Below are 15,965 nucleotides of genomic sequence, written 5' to 3' on the forward strand. Positions count from 1 at the left end.
AAAAACAGAACTTATTAAATTCATTATACGATCAGAGAGAGCGTTTCGATCAGTGCCCTTGTGCCTCTCCGGGCAAAGCCCCCGGGTTGCTCCGGGGCGGGGCAACGGGGGCTGAACAAACTCAGTCAGACTCAGAGTGTGATACGGCCGGTCTGGCTCAGGATGATCAATACCAGATTGATGCTCATAAATGAGAGGGCGGTAGCGACCACCAGTGATGACGCACACAGGGCCGTCTGGCCATAGCGCTGCCCCAGCAGAGAGAGGACGCTGGCCATGGGCATGGCTGCCATCAGAATGGCCAGTGTCTGCATGACAGGATCAAATTCCGGCAGCAACCAGATCGCCAGCGCAACGGCTGCCGGGTGAAAGATCAGCTTAAACAGGGTCATCTGACCGATATCCGCCAGACGACCGCTGACTGAGCTTCCCACCAGACTGCCGCCGATCACAAACAGCGCCACTGCAGGAGCCGAGCTGCCCAGCGTGCCAATGGCCTGCTCCAGTACCGCGGGCAGGCTGAGCCCCTGCCAGGCAACTATCAGGCCTGCGGCAATGGACAGCACCAGTGGGTTAACCAGAGTACGTTTGAACAGTTGCAGGGTGCGTTGAACCGGATCGCCCTCGCCACTGCAAAGGTCGGCCATTATCAGCCCCAGCGGAATCAGGATCAGCAGGTCTACCAGCATGGTCAGGGCGACAGCCGTTGCCGCTGCTGAGCCGAACAGCTCTCCGGTAATCGCCAGACCAATAAAAGCGCTGTTGGCCAGCGTCGAGCCTAATCCCTGAAAGGCAGATTCCCAGCAACTGGCTCCACGCAGTCGGGTGCTGACAGTAAAAGCGATCAACATCAGAAAAACTGAGCCGCACGCATAAGCCAGCATGTAATCAAAGTTCAGTGACTCTTCCACAGGACGCGATGCCATGGATTTAAACAGTAGGGCGGGCAGCGCCAGTTTTATCACGTATGAGCCGAGCGAGGGCAGGGCCGATTCACTGACCCAGCCGGCGCGGACTGCAAAATAACCAATGGTGATAAGAATGAAGATGGGCAGAGTCAGGAGAAAGAGCTGGAGCATTCAGTCCTCATAGGAAAATATTAATATGTTAATGATATTTTCCGGCTTTCGAGGGATTCTATAAAGCTACAAATAATCAGCAAAAAGATTAGATAAATTCATGCTTTCTATATCTGGCCGGGTCATTCTCATGTGTACAGTATGGCGATAGGCCCTGATTTCTCGTGTGAATGCCGATCGATAGCGGGTTTTTCAGCCGCCGGCCCCTGAGGTTGTTTATCTGGAATAAATGTAAACAACTTATCTCTGTTTCCTGTCAGGGTTTGAGCAAAAGGCTGTGTATGCCGGTACGCCTGTCTGAGGGTAAAAAATCTTGTCCGTTGATCTGTTAGAGGGCGCCTGACGTATCTCCGCCAAACAGGAGAGGTTACAGATGTCGGCTAATTTTTGGATAAACCTTATCGGATTTCAGATGCTCTGGTGGATGAGTATTCTGCTGGGCGATAGCGCGCATCTGCCGGTTGTTCTCTTGCTGCTGGGGCATTTTCTGTTTCACCCTCAGGCCGATATTGAGTTGCTGGTTGTCTCTTTTACCGCGCTGACCGGTTTCTGTGTTGATCTGTTGCTGACGCTGGGCGGGTTCTTTTATTTCGATTCATCTTCTGCTCTGCCACCACTCTGGTTGCTTTTGCTCTGGGTGGGCTTCTGTTGCACGCTGCGCCAGAGCCTCAGCTATTTTTCCGGTCGCTATCTGCTGGCGTCCTGTGCCGGAGCCGTCGCCGGTAGCTCAACCTATCTGGCTGCTGTGAGTCTCGGTGCTGTTTCACTGAGTGTTTCCTGGTGGGCAGGCGGGCTGGTGCTTTTGTTCATCTGGGCGTTGCTCTTTCCGGCATTAATGCTAATCAGTGATCGTGTGGAGAAGCGTTATGCGATGCAGAATGTTTAGTGCTCTGAAGCCGCTTATCCTGATCCTCTCTTTTTTCTGCACCCCTGTCTGGGCGCAGTTGAGTCCGCCTCAACTTCAGAACAACTGGCCGAAGGTGGGCGAAGCCCGGTTAACGGTGCTCTGGTTTGATATCTATCAGGCGGTTCTTTTTACGCCCAGTGGTCAGTTCGAAAGCTATCGGGCCCCACTCAAGCTGCAACTGACCTATCAGCGCAGTATCAGCCGGGAAGATCTGATCAGCGAAACCGGGCGGCTGCTGGTGCCGTTTGCTGCGCCGGAGCAGCGCACAATCTGGTTGCAGGCGCTCCGCGAAATCTGGCCCGGAGTCAATGACAAGGATCAACTGGTCTTTCAGGTTGACGACCGTGGCAGTGCTCACTTTTTTTATAACCGGGTCTGGATCGGGTCAGTTGAAGATCCGGCATTTTCGGCTGCGTTTATACAGATCTGGCTCAGTGAGCAGTCTGAGTATCCGGCCTTAGCAAGGCAGTTAAGAGGAGTCCCCCGTGAATCTGAGTAAAGTGGCGTTGTGTAGTGTGAGCCTGATGCTTTCTGGTTGTGCGGCCAGTCTGGAGGATTACCGTCAGGTTGAACCCCGGCTGGAGCTGAATCAGTTTTTCGAGGGTTATCTCGAGGCGTATGGGATTGTTCAGGATTATCGGGGCGCGGTGGTCAGGCGCTTCAGAGCAGACATGATCGGGCAATGGCAGGGTCAGCAGGGGGTGCTTGATGAGCAGTTTTGGTTTGCCGATGGTGAAACCCAGCACCGGTGCTGGCGTTTAAATAAGCAGGGGCAACGGTACACCGGTACCGCAGGTGACGTGCTCGGGCAGGCCGAAGGCCGGGTAGCCGGAAACGCACTGAATTGGCAATACCAACTATTACTGCCGGTTTCCGGGCGAGAGTGGACAGTGAGTTTAAATGACTGGATGTATCTGATCGATGAGGACAACCTGATAAACCGCGCAGTGATGACAAAATTTGGTATTGAGGTGGGGCAGATCACGCTCTATATCCGCAAGCTGAATCAGCCGCCTGTGCGTGCAATGACATCCGGCTGCAAGCTGACCGGAGTGAATCATGAGCAGTAAAGAAATACCCTGGACGCGCGTATGGGTGACAGGCGCAGGCAAAGGCATCGGGGCGGCCCTGGCGATCCGTTTATGTCAGATGGGGTTAACGGTTTATGCCACCTCCCGGACAGAGGATGACCTTCTGAAACTAAGGCAGGATGCGGCAGGCGAAGCCGGAGAGATTATTCCTGTGCCACTGGATATTACCCGGCCTGAACAGATCGCAGAACGGATGCAGCACTGGGATCACGAAGGCAGTTTTCCTGATCTGGTGATCCTTAATGCGGGTACACATGACCCATTCCCTGCGCAGGCGTTTTCGGCTGAACGTTGCCGGCGGTTGCTGGCGGTTAATCTGCAGGGCAGCATCAATTGCCTGGAGCCGGTCCTGAAACGCTTTATCGCAAAGGGTGAAGGGCAGATCGCGGTAATGGCCTCTGTTGCCGGTTACCGTGGCCTGCCGACGGCGGCAGCTTACGGGGCCAGCAAAGCGGCATTGATTAATCTCTGTGAAGCGCTCTGTCTGGATCTGCAGGGCACAGGCGTGAAGTTGCAACTGATCAACCCGGGGTTTGTCAGAACGCCATTGACCGATAAGAACGATTTTGCCATGCCGGCACTGCTGGAATCGGAGGACGCGGCTGAGCGGATTATTCGGGGGTTGCTGCAGGATCGTTTCGAGATCTGTTTCCCGAAACGCTTTACTTACGTGCTGAAGTTATTGCGTTTACTGCCTTATCGCCTCTACCTGTGGCTGATCGGGAAAAGTGTCAGGGTGCCTGATTCGGCAAAGGGGGATTAGGCAGCCAGTATCTGCTGTGTTGCAGTACGGGTTGCAGGCTGTGGCCATTCAAAGCGAGTTGTGCCTTGTGTCTGCACATTTCAGGAGGTTTAGTAACAGGGGTTATTTGCAGGTTGCTCAGCCGGTTATAACGGTGTTTGTTAAACGGGCCGGCTACCCGTGACAGGGTAGCCGGCCGCAGCTCAGATGATCAGCAGAATGATCAGTCCTCGATCTCTACCTTAAAGACAGAAACGGTATTGCTGATCTCGTTAGTGACGATCAGCCAGTCTTTGTTATCCACAAACAGCAGACCTTCAGGGCCTACGTCGTTAACGTAGGTGTACTCACCACCTTCGGCACGCCAGTCAAAATCATAGAAGCCAACGCCGGTCGGGCGGGCCGGGTTATCCAGACGGTAGATAAACAGGTCGTTAGTCCGTTCGGTGGCGATAAAGGCATAGTCGTGTTTACCGATTTTACCTGTCGTAATCGACTCAGGTTCAGGGCCTTTATCATCGCTGCGGCTATCTACCCATTCTGCCTCGGGGCCGTGGGCCTCGATCGTCAGTTCGAAACTGCTGGCAGAATCGAATACCAGTTTGCCATTACCGTTCCAGACGGAGAAAGAGCGTCCGCCGTATGAGTAAATTTCATCATGGTCGCCGTCACCATCGGTGTCACCGTGGGCGGTTGTGGTTTTCAGGCGGCCCAGGTTTTCATCCATCTGCAGTTCGGCTGCATTGGGGAAAGCTTCCGGGTCCAGAGTCAGGTCTTTAACCCGGACCTCTTCGCTGTAACCCTCGTAATCACGGGCATCGCCTTCGTTAGCGCTGAGGATAAAGGTGTTTTTACCGCGTTGGAATGTGGTGATTGCATCCGGCTGGTACATCCCTTTGGTCGGCCATGGCTGGATATTGATGCCATCATCTTTGTTGCTGGCGTCAAATGCGTTCATCTTCTGCTTGTGCTTTTTAAAGCCCAGACCGTAGATGTCGGTAATGGTAGCTGAAGCGATATCCAGTTTTGCCAGTGCATTGTTTTCCTGCAGGCTGATCCATGCGGTGCCAGAGTCGGCGTCGACAGCGATATATTCCGGTTCCAGATCCTGAGCAACGCTGGAGCCCGGGCCGAAGATGCGCACATCTTTCAGTTTCTGGTCATTAAACCCGGTGAAGTCGGCGGTGGTTACCTGCCAGCTACCGGTGGTGATGACACTGACAGAACCTTCAGGATCATTGCTGTAATCGTCACTTGGCTCGCCTTCGTTAGCGACCAGCAGGTAGTTGCCATCGGGAGTAAAGGTCAGCATGTCGGGCAGGGCGCCGGCTTCGATTACTTCCTGCTCCTCACCGTCCAGATCGAAAATGACAACCAGACCATTCGCCTGCTTGTCTTCCGCTTCAACGGCAACGGCAACCCATTCGCCGAATACTGCAACGCTGTTCGGGCCGCCACCGTAGATGCTCAGGTCGATAAAGCCGAATTCGCTGATTTTGCCTTCGTCAGAAAGGGACAGTATGCGCAGTCCGTTCTCGGCTGCATTGGTGACATAGATGCGCTTTGCTATGCTGCTGTAGGCGGCGATCTCAGTGCAGCTTTCCGTATCGGCATCCACGCAACTGTTGATGGCTTCTTTATACTGGTCAAGCTGGGTGATTTTAACGGCCGCCTGGGTCTGGGTGGACAGGCCAAAGGCGAGTGCCATGCCGATGGCAGAGGCGAGAATTTGCTTTTTCATTTTCTACTCCGTGAAATCAGGGTTCGCAATGGGCTCCATTGTTGAGCAGGAAAATTTCAATTCGTTGACACTTATATGAAGCCCGTAAGTCGCCTGAGTGTTATTCATACTGAGGTTGGCAACCGATGGGCCAGGCAGGGGCAGAGACGCTGGTTATTTTGACATCAGTCGGGATGAACGGTATAAATCGCCCCTTTGTCTTTACCGGCCGGTCAATAACCGCTTTCGTACCCGCTGCGGACGGATCAATACAGGGCCGGATTAAGAAGGTACTCCCCGCAATACCTGCTACCCTGTATTACTTACATAGTCATTGCTGACGCGAAGGCGGTGGTGGCTAAACCAGGCAGGGGTGCTGTGATACAGCACACAATGCAGGTGGCTCAGTTTAAAACGATGTGATTCGAAAGAGGCGCAATGGATAAGGTATATATCAGTGCCCAGCAACTGCTGGAAGATTCAACTCAGATGGCTCTGCAGATTTTTGAAAGCGGCTTTCGCCCGGACTATATTGTCGGCGTCTGGCGTGGCGGTGCTCCGGTTGGTATCACTGTGCAGGAGGTGCTGGATTGCCTGGGTGTCGAGTCTGATCATATCGCTATCCGTACCTCCTCATACACGGGTATTGGTGAACGCAGCCGTCATATCAAGGTGCACGGCCTGACTTACCTGATCAAACGTCTGGAATCTGAAGACTCTCTGTTGATTGTTGATGATGTGCACGATTCCGGCCTGAGTATCGCGCAGACGGTACTGGAGCTGAAAAAGGCGTGTAAAAAGAACACCCCTGAGATCCGTATTGCCACACCGTATTATAAGCCTGCGAATAACCAGACCGAGGGTGTGCCGGATTACTTCGTTCACGAAACCAACGAGTGGCTGGTATTTCCGCACGAACTCGATGGCCTGAGCCAGGAAGAGATTCTGGCGAATAAGCCTGAGTTTGCCGCAGTGGCTGCGAAAATGGCTAAACTGGGGCGTTTTAAGTCTTAAATTTTTCGCTATCAGGGATAGAGCATGATCCAGTCGGAACAGGATGGTAAAAAGCGCTGCTTCGGCAATAAACCGGGTCAGGAATTCTATGCGCAGTACCACGATAATGAGTGGGGTGTACCGGTATATGATGATCAGCATCTGTTTGAGATGCTGATTCTCGAAGGCGCACAGGCAGGTCTCAGTTGGGAAACGGTACTGCGTAAACGTGATGGATATCGTCAGGCTTTTCATCAGTTTGATGTACAGCGCGTTGCCGATATGAGTGATGCAGAGCTGGAAGCACTGCGCGCTAATCCTGCTATTATCCGCAATAAACTGAAGATCTTTTCAGCAAGGAAAAATGCCCGGGTGTTTCTTCAGTTACAGCAGGAGTTCGGCTCCTTTTCTGATTACCTCTGGGCTTATGTGGATCATAAGCCGCAGATCAATCATTGGCAGAGCTTTGACGAGGTGCCGGTCACCACTGAGATCAGTGACCGGATTTCTAAAGATCTTAAAAAGCGCGGTATGTCGTTTGTCGGTTCCACTATTATCTATGCCTATATGCAGGGTGTGGGACTGGTGAATGACCATCTTACCGAGTGCTGGTGTTACGGGCGTACAGGTCACGCTTAAACTTCTGGCAACTCAAACAACAGGGCCTCAAATCCACTGGCTTCAGTGATGCTCAGTTCAGGCTCCTGTCTCAGATGCAGAGCGTCCCCCGCCTTCAGTGTGATACCGTTGATCTTTGCCTGCCCGCGCGCCAGATGCAGGTAATATTCCCGCCCTGATTGGGTCTGATAAGTCAGATCCTGTTCTGTCTGAACCCGGTAAAGGCTGATCTCCTGACGCACCAGCAGGCTGTCCTCTCTGCCGTCTGCGGAGGCCAGTAACTGCAGACCCTGCTGGTTGGCAAAGCGGCGTTCGAAATAACGTGGTTTGGTCTGGGTCTGATCAGGCCGAATCCAGATCTGAAGGAACTGTAACGGCGTGTCTTCTGACGGATTAAACTCACTGTGCATGATGCCGCTTCCGGCACTCATTACCTGCAGGTCACCCGCCTTGAGAATGCTGTGATAGCCCATGGTATCGCGATGTTCCAGTGATCCCTCCAGCACATAACTGATGATCTCCATATCGCGGTGAGGGTGGGTTTCGAACCCACTGCCCGGTGAGACGATGTCGTCATTCAGTACCCGCAGGTGTGAAATCCCCATATGTTGCGGGTCGTAATAGTGACCGAAGGAAAAGCTGTGTTTTGAATCCAGCCAGCTATAACGGGCTTTGCCGCGCTCATCGGATTTACGAATCTGTATCATAGGATTGGCTCCTGGGGAGGTCGGGCCTCCCCGCGTTGTCTGTAAATTTCAGGACAGTTTGTTTTCGATCAGGGCATCAACGGACAGCTTGCCGGCACCACTGAAGAGCAGTGAAACAGAAGCGGCCAGCAGGGCCAGTCCGAATTCGTAACCGTTGTTGCTCATAAACAGGCCGTTAGCAAAATGCACGGCGAAGATCGCTACCAGCATGGCGATAGCCAGTGCCGCCGCAGCAGGACGAACCAGCAGGCCAATCAGCAGGGCGATACCGCCAAAAAATTCTGCGCTACCTGCCATCAATGCCATCAGGTAGCCCGGCTCCAGCCCAATGGATGCCATCCACTGACCCGTGCCTTCCAGACCGTAGCCGCCAAAAGCGCCAAACAGTTTCTGAGCCCCGTGGGCAATAAAGATGATGCCAATCGGAATACGAAGCGCGAGGGCGGCCAGACCGGCGTTGCTGGAAACGATATTTTTGATCAGTGCGTTGTTCATGGTGAATCTCCGTTTGTTAAGCAGTTCAGTGTTTCTGAATTTTTAACTATGATAACCACGGGTTTTTATAAAAAATAACGGAGAATTTTGACCTGAATGGTCAAAAAATTTGAATTATGTTTTCGCCTATTACACTGGATGCATTGCGCACCCTGGATGCGATTGACCGGCGTAAGAGTTTCGCTGCGGCCGCAGAAGAGCTGTATCGGGTTCCTTCTGCGCTCTCCTATACCATCAGTAAGCTGGAGGAGGAGCTGGGGGTGGAGATCTTTGATCGCAGCCGGCGCAAAGCAGAACTGACCCCCGTCGGCCGGCTGATTCTGGAGCAGGGCCGGGATATTCTGCTTGCGACCGAAGAGTTAACTCAACTAGCCCGGCAGAAAGCTGAGGGCTGGGAGGTGGAGTTGACCCTGTGTATCGACAGTCTGATCAGTTATGAACCGGTATTTGAACTGATTGCCGAGTTTCAGCAGATCCAGCCCCGGGTCAAAGTCCGGCTTCTGGAAGAGGTGCTGGGTGGAGGTTGGGATGCGCTCAACTCCGAACGCTGTGATCTGGTGATCGGTGCTCCCGGTGCATCGCCCGCCAGAAAGATTGAAACCTTTCCTTTGGGGGAAGTGGTATTTGAATTTGCTGTGGCAGCCGGTCACCCGCTCACCCGTCTGGCGCAGCCCATCGCGCTGGAACAGGTCAGGCAGTTTCCGACGGTGGTCGTGGCAGACAGCTCGCGTCATCTGCCGGTCCGCTCCACGGGTTTGCTGGATGGGCGCAGCCGAATCACCGTACCGAGCATGCAGAAAAAAATTGAGGCCCAGATTAACGGCGTGGGGGTTGGCTATCTGCCGGTGCATATGATCAGTCGGGCACTGGACGAAAAACAATTGATTCCGCTGACGCTGTCTGAAATCAGGGATACGGTCGATCTGCATCTCGCCTGGCGGCGGGGGCCACTGGGTAAGGGGGCTAAATGGTTTATCGAGCGTCTGCAGCAGTACCGGTTTGATCCTCAGCAGGGGCTGGTCAGGATCTGACCGGTGAGAGGTGTAACGCCGGGCGCGGTCAGGGTTGCCATTGATAGCGTTTCAGGGGGATTTTACCTGCGGCAAACATGACACCTTCTGATTCCAGCCTCTGTTTCTGTCTCAGGTAAGCTTCGCTGCCATGAGGAAAGGAGATCATCCCTCTGGCATTGATCACCCGGTGCCAGGGCAGGTTGGTGTCGGCGGGCAGTTGGCTCAGCGTGCGACCCACGGCGCGGGCCATGCGTGGCAGGCCTGCCAGTTCTGCAACCTGACCGTAGGTAGCAACATTGCCCGGGGGGATGGCAGCAACAACCTGCCAGAATCGTTCCTGATAACTGAGTTCCTGCATTGGCTTCCTCTTAATACGCTCCAAATACGCTACAGGAGAATAGATCAACAGGAGGGCTGACGGAACGTGTGATTTGCTCCATTTGCATTTATCCCTGTCCGACGTCGCAGAAAAGCCCTACGAATAGAGGGATGATAATACCTGAGTGAAATGCTAGGGTAATGGCATCGCTTAACTTTGGATTGTGACCTTATATGGCTCAGCTTGAATCGCTTAATTTTGATAACAGCTACGTGCAGTTCCCGGCAGGATTCTATCAGCGGATCGAGCCGACACCGCTGCGCGATCCGTTTCTGATTGCGTTTAATCCGGCAGTGGCCGGCTTACTGGATCTGGACCCATGCAGCGTGCAGCCGAAAAAACTGGCGCAGTATCTGGGAGGGCACAAGCCGCTGCCCGGCAGTGAACCGCTGGCGATGAAATATACCGGACACCAGTTTGGTGTTTACAACCCCGAGCTGGGAGATGGCCGGGGCTTGTTGCTCGGAGAGGTACTGAATCAGCAAGGCGAGCGTTGGGATCTGCATCTTAAAGGTGCCGGGCGTACTGCCTTCTCCCGGTTTGGTGATGGTCGGGCAGTGCTGCGTTCGAGTATCCGCGAGTATCTGGTCAGCGAGGCGATGCATGGCCTTGGAATACCTACGACCCGTGCACTGGCGCTGGTGGGCAGTGAAGAACGGGTGATGCGTGATGGCATGATGGAGCCTTGTGCCGCGTTACTCAGGGTGACTCAGTGTCATATTCGTTTTGGTCACTTTGAATACTTCTATTACAGTCGTCAGCATGACCAGTTGCAGTTGCTGGCGGATTACTGTCTGCAGCGTTTCTTCGCGGATTGTCTTGAGCAGGAGCAGCCCTATCTGGCGATGTTTCAGGAGGTGGTGCGGCGTAGCGCCCGGCTGGTGGCAAAATGGCAGGCCTATGGTTTTGTTCATGCGGTACTGAATACAGACAATATGTCGCTGATCGGTGAGACCTTTGACTACGGCCCCTACAGTTTTATGGACAGCTACAAGCCGGATACCATCAGCAACCACAATGATCATCAGGGGCGCTATGCATTTGCCCGGCAGCCGGCGATTGTGCAGTGGAATCTCTCCTGTCTGGCGCAGGCGCTGTTGCCATTGATCGATAAAGAAGATCTGATCGCTGCGCTGGATAGCTTTCCGGCGCTCTACGAAACCGCTGAGCTGCAGGAGTTTCGTAACCGACTGGGCCTGCAGCAGGTTGCAGAGGATGATGCTGTACTGGTTAAAGAGTTACAGCAGTTGTTTGCTCAGCAGGCGCTGGATATGAATCGCTTCTTCCGGAAATTGTCCGACTTTGATGGTTCTGAGCAGAGCCTTACTGATTTGATGGCACTGTGCTGTTCACCGGAACAGCTTACCCCGTGGTTGCTGAAATATGAGCAGAGGTTGCTGCAAGAAGCGGCGAGCCAGCCGATACGCCGGGCGCAGATGCGGGCGGTGAATCCGGAGTTTATTCTGCGTAACTACATGGCGGAGGAAGCGATCCGCAGCGCCACAGAAGGGGATTTCACCCTGGTGCATTCACTCACCGATCTGTTGCGTAAACCGATGCAGGAAAATCCGGATTTCGCACATTATGCAGAGGCCCCCCCGGAGTGGGCCGGAGGGATCTGCCTGACCTGTTCATCCTGAGGAAGCCACTAACAGCACCTGCGTATCTCAGACTTTCAGTGTCTTTAACGCACATCGCTATATTTGCGGAATGTCCAAGGGGCTGTTTTTCATCATTCACAAAGTCATGTTTTGGCGCTGTGCGCCCCGCAGTGCCGGCTTTGTAACGGTTATTTGCTTTGTCAGCCGGCCTGAAAAAGTCGCGACATGGCCTGCACCATCTGTCTTGTATCCGGCCGTTCTGTAGCCCTTTGATAAAGCATCAGATTTATCCTCAGGTTCCCTCAGTTAAAAAATAACCAATTTTCTTGTAAAAAAGGCTGATTTTTTCGTTGACCCGGAATAAAAAAGGTCTATAGAATGGAAGCCGCTTGAAAGTAAGCCGTATATTTATGCACACCATTACGACGATACCTTGTATTTGTCGTCCTGTTTTTCATAAGTAATCGCAGCACTTCCAGCACAACCGCCCTGCGGGGCAAAAATTACTCTGAAATATATAGGACTACGAATATGTCTACTACTGGTACAGTTAAATGGTTTAACGAAGAAAAAGGTTTTGGTTTCATCGAGCAGGAAAACGGCCCAGACGTTTTCGCTCACTTCTCTGCTATCCAGGGCGACGGCTTCAAAACCCTGACTGAAGGTCAGAAAGTTGAGTTCACTGTAACTCAGGGTCAGAAAGGCCCACAGGCTGAGAACATCGTTAAGCTGTAAGCTTACGTTCTCGCTGAAGAAAAAAAGCAAGGTTTCGACCTTGCTTTTTTTATGCCTGATTTTTACCTGAACATCACTTATTGAAGACGGTGGGGGTCCAGGTGCAGGTCGGTTACCCGGCCGCCGAGCGTCACAACCCGGCCGCTGTAACGTTCCTCCCCGGTGGATGAAAATTCAAAGTTGTATGCCCGCCAGATTCTTACCCGGCCCTGACTATCCCGTTTAAGCCAGAAACCCCGCAGATTGATATTGTCGTCCAGCAGTTGCAGCTCCAGCTCTTTGCAGTGGCGGCGGGTGTAACGTAGTGCTGCTTCCTTCACTTTTTGTGACTGCCACCAGTGGTAGAGTAAAAATGCGATCAGAGTCAGCCAGAACAACGCTTCGAGATCTATAACCATCAATCTTTCCAGAGGTAATTGCAAAGAGCTTGTTTTACAATGAGTTGCACTGTTATGCACGATAAATTTGGGTTTGGAGCCATTTGCGATGTCACCCACCGAAACATTTCTGCACGAAAACTGGCTTAACCTGTTAGCGCTGGCCTGGTTTCTGGTCTGCTTTAAAGGCTATATGTATTACGCCCGCAAGCGCAGTTATGACACGCCCTGTCTGGCAAGTATTCTGCACATGTACCGGAAAGAGTGGATGCTGCGGATGCTGACCCGCGAAGTCAGGATCGCCGACACCACGGCGATTGCTAATCTTGAGCGGGGTGTTTCGTTCTTTGCCTCCACCACAATGCTGATTCTGGCGGGTTTGATGACGGTACTGGGGTCAACCCAGCAGGCAATCGATGTGGTGGCGGATATTCCGTTTGCTCATCACGCAACGCGTGGAGAGTGGGAGCTGAAAATCCTGCTGATGATCAGTCTGTTTGTCTACGCGTTCTTTAAATTTACCTGGAGCCTGCGTCAGTATGGTTTTGCCTCGATTATGATCGGCAGTTCGCCGGTACCGGATGAACATGTTAATGAGCAGCAACTCGAAGCCCATGCCAGCCGGGCGGCAAAAATGACCTCCATGGCGGCGAATAATTTCAACCACGGGCTGCGTACCTATTATTTCAGCATTGCGGTGCTGACCTGGTTTATCAATCCCTGGTTTTTTATGGCGATGAGTGGGGTCGTGGTGTTTATTCTCTACCGGCGTGAATTCAAGTCTTCCACGCTGACCACGTTGATGATGAGCAACGGCGAGTAAAAATCCTCAGCTAAGCGCTTGAAAAGGTTCAGGCCGTCCCAATATTGCTCTGTATTGGTATAGGTGTCGGTTGCCATTGTGGGTAGCCGGCACTGTTTCATAGCAAACAGACAGATTGGAAATGTGTTGATGACTACTGAAACCCGTACAGAAACTCACGGCTTCCAGACCGAAGTGAAGCAACTGCTTCATTTGATGATCCACTCCCTCTATTCAAATAAAGATATTTTTCTTCGCGAGCTGATCTCCAACGCCTCCGATGCTGCGGAAAAACTGCGTTTTGAAGCGCTGTCCGACGGTGCGCTGTATGAAAATGACGGCGATCTGAAGATTGTTATCAGCTTCGATAAAGAAGCACGTACCCTGACCATCGAAGATAACGGCATCGGTATGAGCCGTGATGATGTGATTGAGCATCTGGGTACCATCGCTAAGTCTGGTACTGCACAGTTCCTGTCACAGATGACCGGTGATCAGAACAAAGACAGCCAGTTGATTGGCCAGTTCGGTGTCGGCTTCTACTCCTCCTTCATCGTTGCCGAAAAGGTTGAAGTCTTTACCCGTCGTGCGGGTCTGCCTGTTACTGAAGGTGTCCACTGGGCATCGGCCGGCGAGGGTGAGTTCACGATTGGCGATATCGAGAAAGAGAGCCGGGGTACCCGCATCGTACTGCACCTGAAAGAGGGTGAAGATAGCTTTGCTGATGGTTTCGCACTGCGTGGTCTGGTACGTAAATACTCTGACCATATCTCCATTCCGGTGATTATGCAGAAAGAGGCGACGCCGGAGTTCACCGAAGAGGGTGAAGAGAAGCCTGCAGACGCAAATGCTGAGCCGGAGCTGGAAACCGTTAACAGTGCGACTGCTCTGTGGACCCGCAACAAATCTGAGGTCAGTGATGAGGAGTATCAGGAGTTCTATAAGCATATCTCCCATGACTTCAATGACTCACTGACCTGGGCGCATAACCGGGTTGAAGGTAATCTGGAGTACACCAGCCTGCTGTATGTGCCGGAAAAAGCGCCTTACGATCTGTGGAACCGTGAAGCGCCACGTGGCCTGAAACTGTACGTGCAGCGTGTATTTATTATGGATCAGGCGGAAGAGTTTCTGCCGCTTTACCTGCGCTTTATGAAAGGTATCGTCGATACCAAAGATCTTTCTCTGAACGTATCCCGTGAGATCCTGCAGAAAGATGAAAGCGTAACCAAACTGCGCACAGCGCTGACCAAGCGTGTGCTGGATATGCTGGTTAAGCTGGGTAAAAACGACGCAGAGAAGTACGCGAAGTTCTGGGCTGAGTTCGGTCAGGTACTGAAAGAGGGGCCCGCAGAGGATTACGCTAACCGCGAGAAGATTCTCAAGCTGATGCGTTTCTCCTCGACCCACAATGACAATGACGAACAAAATGTCTCTCTGGATGATTACATCAGCCGGATGCAGGAAGGTCAGGACAAGATCTATTTTGTTGTGGCGGATAACTACAACACCGCCAGGAACAGCCCGCACCTGGAAATCTTCCGCAAGAAAGGTATTGAGGTTCTGCTGCTGACTGATCGCATTGACGACTGGATGATGAGCCAGTTGTTCAATTACGACGGTAAAGCGTTCCAGGACGTAGCCAAAGGTGAGCTGGATCTGGATGATACCGTCAGCGACGAGGAGAAAAAGGAGCAGGAACAGGCTGCTAAAGAGCTGGAAGGTCTGATCGAGCGCCTGAAATCCAGCCTTGAGGATAAGGTGGCTGACGTTCGTCTGACTCACCGTCTGACCGATTCTCCGGCTTGTCTGGTGCTGGGCGCCCATGATATGGGGCTGCAGATGCGTCAGATTATGGAAGCCGCGGGTCAGGCAGTACCGGATTCCAAGCCAACGTTTGAGATCAACCCGGAACACCCGCTGATCGTCAAACTGGATAAAGAAGCGGACGAGGATCGTTTTGCTGATCTGGCTCAGGTACTGTTTGATCAGGCCGGTCTGGCGGCAGGTGCACAACTGGATGATCCGGCCAGCTACGTTGCACGTCTTAACAAACTGCTGCTTGAGCTGAGCGCCTGAGCGGAGTTAAAGCGTTAACAAAAGCGGCTTCGGCCGCTTTTTTCTTGCCGCCTGATAACCGCTGCAGCGCGCTGGCTGCATCTATTAGTCTATTCTTAGTCAGGTGTTGAGCGTTTCGGCACAGACCAAACGGTCTTTATGCGCTGGATCAAGGTTTTGAAACGGAATATGCAGTTCAATAATCTGACAATAAGATGATGGATCAGGTGAGGTGGTCTCAATGAAAAAAATGGCGTTTGTAGCCGCAGCGGCAATGCTGACAGTTGCATCTCTGAGTGCTCAGGCTGACGGTCAGGCAATTTATGAAAAGCATTGTAAAGCCTGCCATGAAGCGGGCGTAGGTAATGCGCCAAAACCGGGCGATAAAGCGGCCTGGGAGCCACGTATTGCAAAAGGCGTGGATGCGATGTTGCAGACCGTTGTATCCGGTAAAGGTGCAATGCCGCCGAAAGGTACCTGTATGAGTTGTGATGAGGCGACGCTGAAAGCGGCGGTGGAAGTACTGATCGCCCAGTGAGACGGGCCATCAACGATCGCTGAAGAAACAGTATAAACAGGGCTGCCCGTCACGGCGGCCTTTTTTATTGGTTCTTCGACAGCATTCCGCGCGCAATGAGCGATGGGCTT

The 15,965-nt window shown here is 52.7% G+C and carries 18 protein-coding genes; 12 read left to right on the forward strand and 6 right to left on the reverse strand.

What is annotated here, in order from left to right; genetic code table 11:
* Nucleotides 1–131 precede the first annotated feature (131 nt).
* Nucleotides 132–1,079, reverse strand: a complete 948-nt coding sequence (locus QUD59_RS13485) for an AEC family transporter (protein WP_286237619.1) — start codon at nt 1,077–1,079, stop codon at nt 132–134.
* Between the two features lie 373 nt (nt 1,080–1,452).
* Between QUD59_RS13485 and QUD59_RS13490 the strand changes: the two genes are divergently transcribed.
* Genes QUD59_RS13490 through QUD59_RS13505 form a run of 4 tightly spaced genes read left to right on the forward strand, consistent with a single transcriptional unit; the run spans nt 1,453 to nt 3,840 of the window.
* A complete protein-coding gene (locus tag QUD59_RS13490; protein WP_286237620.1) occupies nt 1,453–1,965 on the forward strand; it encodes a DUF2878 domain-containing protein in 513 nt (170 codons plus the stop codon).
* A complete protein-coding gene (locus QUD59_RS13495; RefSeq protein WP_286237621.1) occupies nt 1,958–2,485 on the forward strand; it encodes a hypothetical protein in 528 nt (175 codons plus the stop codon). The genes QUD59_RS13490 and QUD59_RS13495 overlap by 8 nt, the downstream gene beginning before the upstream one ends.
* On the forward strand, nt 2,472–3,056 hold the full coding sequence (locus tag QUD59_RS13500) for a DUF3833 domain-containing protein (protein ID WP_286237622.1): 585 nt from the start codon (nt 2,472–2,474) through the stop codon (nt 3,054–3,056). The genes QUD59_RS13495 and QUD59_RS13500 overlap by 14 nt, the downstream gene beginning before the upstream one ends.
* Nucleotides 3,046–3,840: an SDR family NAD(P)-dependent oxidoreductase gene (locus tag QUD59_RS13505; RefSeq protein WP_286237623.1), complete on the forward strand. Its 795-nt coding sequence runs from the start codon at nt 3,046–3,048 to the stop codon at nt 3,838–3,840. The genes QUD59_RS13500 and QUD59_RS13505 overlap by 11 nt, the downstream gene beginning before the upstream one ends.
* Before the next feature lie 202 nt (nt 3,841–4,042).
* Here the strand turns inward: QUD59_RS13505 and QUD59_RS13510 are convergent, their stop codons facing one another.
* Nucleotides 4,043–5,560: a choice-of-anchor I family protein gene (locus tag QUD59_RS13510; RefSeq protein WP_286237624.1), complete on the reverse strand. Its 1,518-nt coding sequence runs from the start codon at nt 5,558–5,560 to the stop codon at nt 4,043–4,045.
* 417 nt (nt 5,561–5,977) lie between these two features.
* On the opposite strand from QUD59_RS13510, the gene QUD59_RS13515 reads away from it, so the two are divergent.
* Together QUD59_RS13515 and QUD59_RS13520 are read left to right on the forward strand one after the other, a co-directional pair.
* On the forward strand, nt 5,978–6,553 hold the full coding sequence (locus QUD59_RS13515) for a phosphoribosyltransferase (RefSeq protein WP_286237625.1): 576 nt from the start codon (nt 5,978–5,980) through the stop codon (nt 6,551–6,553).
* 24 nt (nt 6,554–6,577) lie between these two features.
* Entirely contained in the window at nt 6,578–7,171 is a 594-nt protein-coding gene (locus tag QUD59_RS13520) for a DNA-3-methyladenine glycosylase I (RefSeq protein WP_286237626.1), read from the forward strand.
* Here QUD59_RS13520 and QUD59_RS13525 read toward each other — a convergent pair.
* Entirely contained in the window at nt 7,168–7,857 is a 690-nt protein-coding gene (locus QUD59_RS13525; RefSeq protein ID WP_286237627.1) for a pirin family protein, read from the reverse strand. The genes QUD59_RS13520 and QUD59_RS13525 overlap by 4 nt on opposite strands.
* A gap of 48 nt (nt 7,858–7,905) precedes the next feature.
* Nucleotides 7,906–8,352 carry a DoxX family protein gene (locus QUD59_RS13530; RefSeq protein WP_286237628.1) on the reverse strand — a complete coding sequence of 149 codons (447 nt, stop codon included), beginning with the start codon at nt 8,350–8,352 and terminating at the stop codon, nt 7,906–7,908.
* A 116-nt stretch (nt 8,353–8,468) separates the two neighbouring features.
* Here QUD59_RS13530 and QUD59_RS13535 point away from each other — a divergent pair, with 116 nt between their 5' ends.
* Entirely contained in the window at nt 8,469–9,383 is a 915-nt protein-coding gene (locus QUD59_RS13535; protein WP_286237629.1) for a LysR family transcriptional regulator, read from the forward strand.
* Nucleotides 9,384–9,411: 28 nt separating this feature from the next.
* On the opposite strand, the gene QUD59_RS13540 is transcribed toward QUD59_RS13535, so the two are convergent.
* Entirely contained in the window at nt 9,412–9,723 is a 312-nt protein-coding gene (locus QUD59_RS13540; protein ID WP_286237630.1) for an MGMT family protein, read from the reverse strand.
* A gap of 194 nt (nt 9,724–9,917) precedes the next feature.
* On the opposite strand from QUD59_RS13540, the gene QUD59_RS13545 reads away from it, so the two are divergent.
* A complete protein-coding gene (locus QUD59_RS13545; protein ID WP_286237631.1) occupies nt 9,918–11,384 on the forward strand; it encodes a protein adenylyltransferase SelO in 1,467 nt (488 codons plus the stop codon).
* A 492-nt stretch (nt 11,385–11,876) separates the two neighbouring features.
* Nucleotides 11,877–12,080 (forward strand): cold-shock protein, encoded by a 204-nt coding sequence (locus QUD59_RS13550; RefSeq protein WP_286237632.1) that lies wholly within the window; start codon nt 11,877–11,879, stop codon nt 12,078–12,080.
* A 77-nt stretch (nt 12,081–12,157) separates the two neighbouring features.
* On the opposite strand, the gene QUD59_RS13555 is transcribed toward QUD59_RS13550, so the two are convergent.
* Entirely contained in the window at nt 12,158–12,478 is a 321-nt protein-coding gene (locus QUD59_RS13555; protein ID WP_286237635.1) for a DUF3301 domain-containing protein, read from the reverse strand.
* An 88-nt stretch (nt 12,479–12,566) separates the two neighbouring features.
* Between QUD59_RS13555 and QUD59_RS13560 the strand changes: the two genes are divergently transcribed.
* The 3 genes from QUD59_RS13560 (at nt 12,567) to QUD59_RS13570 (ending at nt 15,855) form a co-directional block, all read left to right on the forward strand.
* Nucleotides 12,567–13,280, forward strand: coding sequence for a DUF599 domain-containing protein (locus QUD59_RS13560; RefSeq protein ID WP_286237636.1), 714 nt, complete (start codon nt 12,567–12,569; stop codon nt 13,278–13,280).
* Between the two features lie 129 nt (nt 13,281–13,409).
* Complete coding sequence (gene htpG / locus QUD59_RS13565; protein ID WP_286237638.1) at nt 13,410–15,338, forward strand: molecular chaperone HtpG; 1,929 nt, start codon at nt 13,410–13,412, stop codon at nt 15,336–15,338.
* A 220-nt stretch (nt 15,339–15,558) separates the two neighbouring features.
* Nucleotides 15,559–15,855 (forward strand): c-type cytochrome, encoded by a 297-nt coding sequence (locus QUD59_RS13570; RefSeq protein WP_286237639.1) that lies wholly within the window; start codon nt 15,559–15,561, stop codon nt 15,853–15,855.
* The last annotated feature ends 110 nt before the right edge of the window (nt 15,856–15,965 follow it).

This window comes from Neptuniibacter halophilus (genome assembly GCF_030295765.1).
Taxonomy (GTDB): Bacteria; Pseudomonadota; Gammaproteobacteria; order Pseudomonadales; family Balneatricaceae; genus Neptuniibacter; species Neptuniibacter halophilus.

Bases quoted from the DNA above. Each gene is read 5' to 3' on its own strand.
- QUD59_RS13560 (WP_286237636.1), top strand. From the start codon at position 12,567: ATGTCACCCACCGAAACATTTCTGCACGAAAACTGGCTTAACCTGTTA.
- QUD59_RS13515 (WP_286237625.1), top strand. From the start codon at position 5,978: ATGGATAAGGTATATATCAGTGCCCAGCAACTGCTGGAAGATTCAACT.
- QUD59_RS13525 (WP_286237627.1), bottom strand. From the start codon at position 7,857: ATGATACAGATTCGTAAATCCGATGAGCGCGGCAAAGCCCGTTATAGC.
- QUD59_RS13530 (WP_286237628.1), bottom strand. From the start codon at position 8,352: ATGAACAACGCACTGATCAAAAATATCGTTTCCAGCAACGCCGGTCTG.
- QUD59_RS13545 (WP_286237631.1), top strand. From the start codon at position 9,918: ATGGCTCAGCTTGAATCGCTTAATTTTGATAACAGCTACGTGCAGTTC.
- QUD59_RS13570 (WP_286237639.1), top strand. From the start codon at position 15,559: ATGAAAAAAATGGCGTTTGTAGCCGCAGCGGCAATGCTGACAGTTGCA.
- QUD59_RS13505 (WP_286237623.1), top strand. From the start codon at position 3,046: ATGAGCAGTAAAGAAATACCCTGGACGCGCGTATGGGTGACAGGCGCA.
- QUD59_RS13490 (WP_286237620.1), top strand. From the start codon at position 1,453: ATGTCGGCTAATTTTTGGATAAACCTTATCGGATTTCAGATGCTCTGG.
- QUD59_RS13550 (WP_286237632.1), top strand. From the start codon at position 11,877: ATGTCTACTACTGGTACAGTTAAATGGTTTAACGAAGAAAAAGGTTTT.
- QUD59_RS13520 (WP_286237626.1), top strand. From the start codon at position 6,578: ATGATCCAGTCGGAACAGGATGGTAAAAAGCGCTGCTTCGGCAATAAA.
- QUD59_RS13540 (WP_286237630.1), bottom strand. From the start codon at position 9,723: ATGCAGGAACTCAGTTATCAGGAACGATTCTGGCAGGTTGTTGCTGCC.
- htpG (WP_286237638.1), top strand. From the start codon at position 13,410: ATGACTACTGAAACCCGTACAGAAACTCACGGCTTCCAGACCGAAGTG.
- QUD59_RS13555 (WP_286237635.1), bottom strand. From the start codon at position 12,478: ATGGTTATAGATCTCGAAGCGTTGTTCTGGCTGACTCTGATCGCATTT.
- QUD59_RS13535 (WP_286237629.1), top strand. From the start codon at position 8,469: ATGTTTTCGCCTATTACACTGGATGCATTGCGCACCCTGGATGCGATT.
- QUD59_RS13485 (WP_286237619.1), bottom strand. From the start codon at position 1,079: ATGCTCCAGCTCTTTCTCCTGACTCTGCCCATCTTCATTCTTATCACC.
- QUD59_RS13495 (WP_286237621.1), top strand. From the start codon at position 1,958: ATGTTTAGTGCTCTGAAGCCGCTTATCCTGATCCTCTCTTTTTTCTGC.
- QUD59_RS13510 (WP_286237624.1), bottom strand. From the start codon at position 5,560: ATGAAAAAGCAAATTCTCGCCTCTGCCATCGGCATGGCACTCGCCTTT.